Here is a 6,436-nt window from a genome sequence, read left to right on the forward strand (position 1 = left end):
CTGCACGATTGTGCGGTTACGGATGGGGCGAGTCGCCCGGGTGGATCATCGGTGTGCCGCTGATTGTCAGGGGCGCGTTTGACTGCCAATCGGCAGGGCGGGGATGATCGATTCGAAAGCGTTGAGCTGTCGGCAAATCTCTAAGGCGGCAGATTGCGCCCAGCAACGTGCCGGCATCGCAATGGATGCAGCTGAAGCTGGCGGGTGTCAGATCGATTGCGCATGCAACGATGTCGGAAGGCTTTCCAGGCCCGCCATGACCGAGATCGACGAGGGCGAGTCCATAGCGCCGGTACAGACGGGCCACGGAGCGTGTGAGTACCCCGACCAGTCGTATAACACCGAAGGAGGCAGCAAGCGCCATCGAATAGGGAAATAGCGACATGCCAGACGTGGTCGCGTCGAGCTGGTTCGACAGGCTTGTTCCCGCAAACCGGGACATTTCCCAGATCGAAGGCGAGGAGGGTACGGATTCCGGATATACGAGTTGCGGGAAGACATCGCGAAGGAGGCATGGCCCTGTCGTGGGCATCAGGCGCGCGCATCCGCAGACCGTTCCATCGGTGGCCAGGGCCACGAGCTGGATGGTGTCGCCTCCATCGAATTCGTCCCATTCGGCTGTGGCGTCAGCTGAGACGCCGGGAATCTCCCAGTGCAACCGCTGGACAAAAACCTTGTGACGGAAGGCTCCGAGACGGTGACGCAAACTGGTTGGCAGATCGTCGAGTCTGCCGGCTATGACGTGTGACATGGCTCCTCCTCGTGTTAGCCGTTGAGGCGAAGCTATCAGTGCGATTTCGGACCAGAAACTCGGAAGTTGCGGAGGGTGGAGGCACAATTGCCTATGCAGCGGGTACCGCTGCCACAGGCAATCGGCACGCGAAAGAGAAGGCCAGACGGGATGATCGAAAGGGGGCGTCAGGGTTCGACCAGACCCTGGACGGTCGCGTTGACGGCCGCCGCTGTGCGACTGTTGAAGTTGAGCGCTTTCATCGCTTCTTCAATGTGATAGTCGACGGTATAGCGGGAAATCCCGAGGATGATGCCGATTTCCGTTGAGGTTTTGCCGCGAGCGACCCAGGTGAGGCATTCCCGCTGACGGGGTGTCAGGAAGTGGGAGGCTTTCGTTGACCGTGTGCGCGTGAGCCGGTGCAGCTCGAAGTGAAACTGGGTGCTGATGAGATAGGCGAGCCGGGCGTTGAATGCATCGTTGACCGATTCGAGAGGTCCCGCCAGACTGAAGAGCAGGACGCTGCCGCCGGGCTGGTGCAGCGGCACGCTGAGGCCGCCCGGCAAACCGGCCTGCCGCGCCTCGTCGAGGATTCGATGTTCGGCCTTGCTCAAGCCGACAATGTCGTGCCAGCGGAAGGGTGCCGACTGGGTGAATGCAGCGCGGTGAACGGGGTCGGCACAGGCGTAGTTACGGCGTTGATAGTGTCGGACCCATTCATCCGGATAATCGCCGCAGATTACCTCCAATGCCGTCCGAGGGAGGCAGGGGGAACGGGTACGTGCAACGCGGCTGATGACGAAATGGGGAAAGCCCAACGCGCTGGCGGCGTTTCCGAAGGAGTCGGCGAGTGAGGGAAGATCGGCGGCATATGCGAGTGGCATCATCGGTGCCGTGACGGCTCCCTGCGAGCGGTCAACTGCAGGTGACGTGGGGCGGAGGACCGCATTGGGAGGGTCCTGCGATGCATCTTTCATATCGACTACCTCGGCGCTGCCCCACGGGGTCCGGAACATCAGTACCGCATGAAAGTGCTGGTCCCTGCACACGATGTGCGCAGCTCATGCGAGAGGCATTTCCGGGAGTGAGGAGCCAGTCAGAGGCCGGCATCCGGTTGCCAGAAGGGAGTTCCGGCACGGTCTACCAGACGCCGGCTGCTGACGTTTCCGGTAACCACTTTACACATATTATAGTCAGTAGAATAGATTCGCACGTCGTGCCACTTTCAGTGCGCGGCAGTCGGCAAGCCTCGACGGTAAAGGTCGTTGCGACGGGAATAAAAGGGCTGCGATGCTGCTTCGCTGAGGGGGTGTCCGTGCGACCGGAACGCCGTTAAGCGTAGCTGTGGGCCGGTGGTTATTGATCCGATTACCGGCAGAGGACCGCTGCGGCGCAGAATCCGCCGACGCCTCGCGCGAAAAGGAGGAACGGGCGACCGGGAACAAGGACGTCATCGCAGTCGGCCAGATTGATGAATGGATCGCTGACGGTGACGTGTCCGACACGCGCAAAATTGCTGGCGAACAGCCGCTCCCGTGGAATCCGGAGCGAGTCCAGCAGCCGGTACCATGCAGGAAGGTCCAGATGGTGTGGCAGGATGAGCTGCAGGTCTTCGGGGGGGCAGTGCGCCTGCCGGAGGGTGGTGCTGATCAGGCTGCGGGCTGCAAGAAATTGGCGCGCGGCGACGGACGGACTGTCGAGTCCTGAGGTGCCGCGCCACCCCAGTCCGCTGCAGTGCGTCCCCACTGCAAGCAGCCGGTTGGTCGCGCCGCCGCGTTGCACGAGCGCGGCAAACGCGCCGTCACCCATGATGCCTTCGCCGCGCATGAGTCTCTCTGGTTCAAGTGGCATGACGTCCGCGCCGACGAGCAGGACGCGACGCATGTGCGGCCGCGCGACGAACATCACACGGATGACGCGCAGTGCGCCCAGTGCCGAGGCGCAGTGTTGCTGGGCGAGGGAAAACGTCTCGGCGTGGGTAAAACAAAAGCGATCGCACAGCAGACCGGGCAGCGACATGGGCGGCGGAGCGATGCTGCCCTGCAGGGTGTGCACGTAGACGAGGCAGTCGATGGTATCCGCCGCGACACACGAGGCGAGCATGACCTGATGGATTGCGCTGGCCGCGAGCCCGATTGCCGTCTGGCCCGTGGCGCGGTGGTACCGATGCATTCCGGCACGTTCGAGCCCCGGTACGGCAGCGTATTGTCCGGCGCGCCTGCCCCAGCTTCCGACGTCATCGACGCGCCCGGGAAGATGATAGGCGACATGGGTGATAGCGGGATCCTGCGTCATGAGGCAGAGCGCCTGGTGGACCGGCGGTCCTGGAAGGGCATGCCGCGCGCCTCGAGCAACGCGGCACCGATGAAGCCTCCGATGCCGAACCCCCACAGCAGCGTGCGGCGGTCGTGGCGGGGGGCCAGGCAATCGGGTGTCTGTGCGAGTCGGACGATGGACTCGGCCGCGCCAAGGTGAGCAGACTCTTCGCGCCGTTCGCGCACGGCAGGGCGATCGAGATGGCTGTGCACTGCGACACTGAGGGATGGCATCCCCTGATGGCCGATCACATCGTTTATCTGGTTGCGGTGGAGGCCATTCCGGGCGAGCAGAAGATCGATGAGCTTTGTCAGTGTGGATGCCCAGGACTCGTCGCCTTTTGTGGTCCCGGGTTGGCTGCGATGGGGAACGCGGCGCGTTTCGGCATCGAGTATCCTCAGCCCGCCACTTTCAGGGGCGGCTCTTTGGATGAGCAGCGCGCCGGCGGCGTCCCCCTGTATCACTCCGCCCGTCGCGCATCTTGTGAACGGTGGGTACCATTTCTCGGCAGCGACAATCAGGATGGTGTGGACGTCCGCCTCGGCAAGCAGCAGGTCACCGGCAAGTCTCAAGGCAGTGAAGACCGACGCTCCCTGCTGTTGCGATACCGAAAACGCAAGGCACGACGCGCCGGTTTCCTCGCACAGCCTGCCGGCGGTTGTGGCCGGGACATGCTCGCCGGGCGTGGTATGGCAGAACATGATGACGTCGATCGGGCTGGCGTTGCCGGGGCGTCTGGCGCAAATGTTCCTGAGTACCTGCGCGGCGAGTCCTGTCTGGTCCAGTGTGGTTTCGACAGGGATCATGTAGCACCGATCCGGAATCGCTGGATCGTGACTCAAGGTCGGCGGATGACCGGCCTCAATCTGCGGTAATGCCTCCAGCCAGTGTCCATAGTCCGGATGCCAGGAGCGCATCCAGGTGTTCCAGCCTGGGTTGCTGGTAGTGCGCAGTGCTGATTCTTTTTCAAGCCATCGGGACAGCGGCATGGCGGGCGGCACACACGACGTCAGTGCGGTGATGACCGGGCGGCTCATGGCTCACCCGCGGGCGTCCCGGTGGCCAAGGCGAGGTCTCCCGGCAACAGGTCGTACAGTACGCGTCCAAAGCGGGAGCCCTGCATGACGTGGCAGTTGCGCTGCTGTCCAGCGGGGCGAAACCCGATGCGCTCGAGCAGCCGGCGCGAGCGCACGTTACAGTCCACCGCCCAGGCCGTGATGCACTGCAGACGGTCGGTCATGAAGGCATCATGCAGCACGCGCGTCGATGCGAGCAGCGTCATGTCACGGCAGGCGGGTCTTCGTGCGTCGCGCAGGACCCAGAAGGATCCGGTTCCGAATGCATGCGTGATGTCGCTGACGGCCGCAAGGCCACTCGGCGTGTGGTGTCCCATGGCGCCGAAAACCCGAAGCCTGTGCCGGCCGCTGCGGGCCATCGACTGGATGGCGAGGAGCGGCAGTGTCTGGCGGCCCAGCCCGAAATCGAACCACTGGTTGAGGTCCGGCCGCGCGAGCCAGGCGGCAATATCGTGCAGGTCGTCACCATCGGGCTCGCGAAGCCAGCAGGATGGCGCTCTTCCTGCGGCTGCGGCCAGGACACACCGGTCCTTTTGCCCCTCAGGAACGCGGGCCTGGTTGCAGTTGCTCACGCGGATTCTCCGTCCCAGCGCGTGCTGGCGCAGTTGCGGTCAGGCTCTGGCCGACGCCGGAAAAAAGCATCGCAAACCAGTGCATTGTCTGGAACCGCGCTGCAGGGGGCAGTCCTTCGACGTAGCCGTGCCCGCCGCACAGCTGCACCAGCTCCCGGCTTGCATCCAGCGCCTCGGTTGCGATGTGACGGGCCATCTGGCTGACGGTCACGACCTGCATGTCGCCGTCGAGCATCGCGGCGCTGCGCAGAAAGAGGTGGCAGGCATGGGCCGCCGTGACCAGGTCGGCGACGCGCGAGGCGACGAGTTGATGGGCGGCAAGCGGCTTGCGGAAGCTGTGGCGACCCGCGCTGTATGAGAGCGCGAAACTGGCGCTTTGCCGCATCGCTCCGCAGAGCAGTGCGCCAAGATAGAGCGCAACGTCGACTAACCACAGCCGGGCGGGATCGTGCGGCCTCATACCCGCAGCAGGAGGGACAGTGACAACGTGCGCTTTGGACGTGGCAAGGTCGTAATGCTCGAGGCACAGGCCATCCGTGAGCACGACTGTGGCATTGCCGGGCTCCGGTGAGCTTGCATCTGCTGTCGCGATGACGAGACTGATGTGCCCGTCGCGCTCCTGAATCGTCATGAAGGGCGAGTTGCGGTGCTGGCGCAGCACCCACATGCCGGCACCATTGACGTCGACGATACCCGGTGCGATCGACGTCGTGCCGTCGAAATAGTGACTGACGTCGTGATCAGGCAGACGGTCAAGCGCCTCGCAACCGCGCAGCGTCATCAGTGCGGGGCTGCTGAGCGAGAGCTGGACGGCCCGCTCAAGCGGGCCGGCGGCGAGTTGTTCCATGATGAGCGCCAGGTCGTGCCGGCTGATGTTCATGCCGCCGCCAGCTTCCGGCAGGATCATGCGTCCCACTTCGAGCGTTGCAGCCAGCCGGACAGTCTCGAGCCATGCCGAAGGATCGGGCGGCTGCCGAAGCAGCGGCTCAAGGCGGTCGCGCGCGAACCGTTCGGTCGCTGCACGCAGGTCCTGCATTTCTTCACTGAGATCCCATGTTGCGGGTTCAGGTACCGCGACAGAACATCCAGTCATTACCATGCTGTTCTCCGTGGTGTCCAGGCTAGACGAGCATCTCGACGGGGGCCGGGTGACCCAGGAAATGCTCCGGGCTGGCTGAGCGGCCATAGGCACCCGATTGCCTGATCACCACATAATCCCCGATACGCGATTCGGGCAATTCCACGTCGTCGGCGAGCCGGTCGAGAGGCGTGCACAGGCAGCCGACCACGTGGCAGCGCTCGTACGACGTGGCATTGGCCCGGTTTCCGAGGAAGACCGGGAAATTCCGGCGCAGGACCTGGCCGAAGTTGCCGGAGGCCGCCAGATGGTGATGCAGACCGCCGTCGGTGATGACAAACGTCTTGCCGCCCGAGACCTTGCGGTCGATGACGCGGCACACATAGATGCCTGCTTCGCCGACCAGATATCGTCCGAGTTCCAGGATGGTTTTCGTGTGTGGAAGCAGTGAGTGAAGCCGCGCGTGCCAGCCGTGCATGGCGCCACAGACGGCCTCGATATCCAGCGGTGTTTCCCCCGGGAAATAGGGGATGCCAAAGCCGCCGCCGAGATTGACGAAGTCGGGTTCCACGCTCAGGTCGCCGGCCAGGCGCTCGACGAGTTCCGCACTAAGAGACGGTTTCATAAAGGCTGTTGAGTTCGCTGAAGAGTGTTCCAGCAGATC

At 63.8% G+C, this 6,436-nt stretch carries 7 protein-coding genes; all 7 read right to left on the reverse strand.

Annotated elements, in window-relative coordinates:
- Positions 1-16 precede the first annotated feature (16 nt).
- Positions 17-751, reverse strand: coding sequence for an acyl-homoserine-lactone synthase (locus tag V8683_RS28090; RefSeq protein ID WP_411189863.1), 735 nt, complete (start codon positions 749-751; stop codon positions 17-19).
- Between the two features lie 167 nt (positions 752-918).
- A complete protein-coding gene (locus V8683_RS28095) occupies positions 919-1,707 on the reverse strand; it encodes an autoinducer binding domain-containing protein (RefSeq protein WP_411189862.1) in 789 nt (262 codons plus the stop codon).
- 391 nt (positions 1,708-2,098) lie between these two features.
- Positions 2,099-3,025 (reverse strand): 3-oxoacyl-[acyl-carrier-protein] synthase III C-terminal domain-containing protein, encoded by a 927-nt coding sequence (locus tag V8683_RS28100; protein WP_411189861.1) that lies wholly within the window; start codon positions 3,023-3,025, stop codon positions 2,099-2,101.
- A complete protein-coding gene (locus V8683_RS28105) occupies positions 3,022-4,083 on the reverse strand; it encodes a 3-oxoacyl-ACP synthase (RefSeq protein ID WP_411189860.1) in 1,062 nt (353 codons plus the stop codon). The genes V8683_RS28100 and V8683_RS28105 overlap by 4 nt, the downstream gene beginning before the upstream one ends.
- Complete coding sequence (locus V8683_RS28110; protein WP_411189859.1) at positions 4,080-4,694, reverse strand: GNAT family N-acetyltransferase; 615 nt, start codon at positions 4,692-4,694, stop codon at positions 4,080-4,082. Before V8683_RS28110 ends, V8683_RS28105 begins: the two co-directional genes overlap by 4 nt.
- On the reverse strand, positions 4,663-5,793 hold the full coding sequence (locus tag V8683_RS28115) for an acyl-CoA dehydrogenase family protein (protein WP_411189858.1): 1,131 nt from the start codon (positions 5,791-5,793) through the stop codon (positions 4,663-4,665). Before V8683_RS28115 ends, V8683_RS28110 begins: the two co-directional genes overlap by 32 nt.
- A 22-nt stretch (positions 5,794-5,815) precedes the next feature.
- Positions 5,816-6,436 (reverse strand): type III PLP-dependent enzyme domain-containing protein (locus V8683_RS28120; RefSeq protein WP_462880707.1); only part of this gene is annotated, 621 nt, incomplete at its 5' end.

The sequence above is a fragment of the Paraburkholderia sp. AV2 genome (assembly GCF_054968425.1).